Here is a 2,384-nt window from a genome sequence, read left to right on the forward strand (position 1 = left end):
GAGAAAGCCCACCCAGATGTCATGCACATGTTCCTTCAAGTCTTGGACGATGGTCGTTTGACAGATGGGCAAGGACGTACAGTTAGCTTTAAGGATGCTATCATTATCATGACCTCAAATGCCGGTACGGGTAAGGCCGAAGCCAGCGTTGGTTTTGGGGCGGCTCGTGAAGGACGTACCAACTCTGTTCTCGGTGAACTCGGAAACTTCTTTAGCCCAGAGTTTATGAACCGTTTTGACGGCATTATCGAATTTAAACCTCTCAGCAAGGACAACCTTCTCCAAATCGTCGAACTCATGCTTGCAGATGTCAACAAACGCCTCTCTAGCAACAATATCCACCTCTATGTGACAGACAAGGTCAAAGAAAAGTTGGTTGACTTGGGATATGATCCAAAAATGGGGGCGCGTCCACTCCGCCGTACTATTCAAGACCATATCGAGGATGCCATCACTGACTACTACCTTGAAAATCCAAGTGAAAAAGACCTCAAGGCAGTTATGACAAACAATGGCAAAATTCAAATCAAATCTGCTAAAAAAACTGAAAAAACAGAAGAGATTACTTCTGAAATAGAAGAATAAATCTCATAAAAAGAACAGGAAACAAGATTTCCTGTTCTTTTTTTAATTCTCTTCTTGAACTTGATAGCGAAGAATTGTTTTCAATTTGCTTGGCTCCGTTCGATGAAGATTAGTGAGATAAATTTCTCGGTGTACTTCCGAAGTTCTTTTGAGTTTATGAAGTTGACAAAAATGCTCCATCTCTGCAAAAGTCTCATTTTCAGTATCAAAAGGTCCTACATGAAGCATAGCAAGGCTTTGGCCTTCTTCTATCATTTCAAAACGAATAGCCTCATAGAGAATATTTGGCTTCTTGATTTTGACCTCTTCCAAAGCTTTTTCAAATAGTTCTCTCGTAATAAAATCGGGTTGCCCAATCATAATGCTATAAGAAAGCTCACTTTTTACCAGTTCTCCCTCCTTCTCCTTTTTCCATACACCTTCTAAAGGAAAGACAGTAAAATCAGTGTAAACCTCATCCAGAGGAGCTTTTTTATACTTCATCTTTATCGCATAGGCTAAGGCATATAAGGCCCCTACGCGTTCTGAAAAATCTTCTTGATTTGGATCACCTTTACCATCAATCACGATATAGGATTGACCTAGTACCTGCAGGATGCTGGGACTAGCTTTCACTTGATAAAGATCTTTTGCTTCCTTTCTCCATTCGTATTTCATTTGGTTCCTCTCCTTTCTATCTCTAGTATAGCACCAAAACCCTGACATCTTTTGTCAAGGTTTGTAAAGTTTTTGGATTTTTTCTACTCTAGAAAGCAATTCCTTCTTCAGATGATTGGGGGCGAGTATTTCCACCCCATCTAGATAAGACAGGAGGTAAGTATACAGACTTTCATGCTCTGGTAGGACTGTCTTGACATAATAACACCCATCTTTCCCCAAGCTAATCTCATCTTCTGAAAAATCTTCATAAACCCGGAAAGCAAGCTTGGGACTAAACTTCAAGGAAACTTCGATTTGATGTGCCACTTGATCTGAACCATCAACCCAATCCTCCACATTTTTCTGCTTCACAGTTTCAGTTGTTAGGTGATAATTCCTAATTCTAGACAATTTGAAAAAACGCCACTCTTCCTTCAAACAACAGTAGGCATGAAGGTACCAATCTCTCTTTTTAAATACGAGTCTAAAGGGCTCGACTGTACGAATCGTTTTCTGACTACACCCACCTAGATAAGTAATCACCAGTTGCCTTTTCTCTAGAATAGCATGTTTGATGTTATCAAATAATTCTTTTTGACCTTCTCGCTTTCTCCAGTCAGTCAAATCTACTTCTATCCAAGGGCTAGTAGAAACTTGAAAAATAGATTCCAACTTTTCAAGTAACAAATCTTGCCTGTCATTTGTCAGGGCTTGAATTCCTTGCAAAGCTGATAGAAGTTCTAATTTTTCATCCTCCGATACGAGAGTACGATCCAGAACAAAGTCCTTCATTAAAAAGATTCCGCCTGACTTCCCAGGTATCGAATATAGAGGAATCCCCGCCATACTCAACCGCTCAATATCGCGATAAATCGTTCGTACAGATACTTCAAATAATCGGGATAATTCAGGAGCCGTTGTACTGCCTTTTTCTAAAAGTAGATACAGGATACGAAATAGTCTTGATTCTGCCATAAAATCACCTCTCTTTCATTATACCAGTTATAGTGCTAGGTCTGGAAAGTTTAACTAGACAAATATTAATCCAAACAAAGTAGCTTTTTCTGCACAAGTTCGTTGGTTTATTCTTGACAGCTTGCCCCTCGTCCATTATGATAATAATAAAGATACTAGAGAATGAGGAAAATGCAATGGCAAAC

3 protein-coding genes are annotated in these 2,384 nt (G+C 39.4%); 1 reads left to right on the plus strand and 2 read right to left on the minus strand.

What is annotated here, in order from left to right:
• Window positions 1-585, plus strand: a 585-nt coding sequence (locus GMD6S_RS08770; protein WP_000342022.1) for an AAA family ATPase, incomplete at its 5' end; no start/stop codon positions are given.
• A gap of 42 nt (window positions 586-627) precedes the next feature.
• On the opposite strand, the gene GMD6S_RS08775 is transcribed toward GMD6S_RS08770, so the two are convergent.
• Window positions 628-1,242 (minus strand): GyrI-like domain-containing protein, encoded by a 615-nt coding sequence (locus tag GMD6S_RS08775; RefSeq protein WP_000873101.1) that lies wholly within the window; start codon window positions 1,240-1,242, stop codon window positions 628-630.
• Between the two features lie 54 nt (window positions 1,243-1,296).
• Window positions 1,297-2,199 carry a helix-turn-helix transcriptional regulator gene (locus GMD6S_RS08780; RefSeq protein ID WP_000841080.1) on the minus strand — a complete coding sequence of 301 codons (903 nt, stop codon included), beginning with the start codon at window positions 2,197-2,199 and terminating at the stop codon, window positions 1,297-1,299.
• Between the last annotated feature and the right edge of the window lie 185 nt (window positions 2,200-2,384).

This window comes from Streptococcus sp. GMD6S, assembly GCF_000297015.1.

Excerpts from the sequence above, each read along its gene's own strand:
- GMD6S_RS08775 (WP_000873101.1), bottom strand. The coding sequence starts at position 1,242 with ATGAAATACGAATGGAGAAAGGAAGCAAAAGATCTTTATCAAGTGAAA.
- GMD6S_RS08780 (WP_000841080.1), bottom strand. The coding sequence starts at position 2,199 with ATGGCAGAATCAAGACTATTTCGTATCCTGTATCTACTTTTAGAAAAA.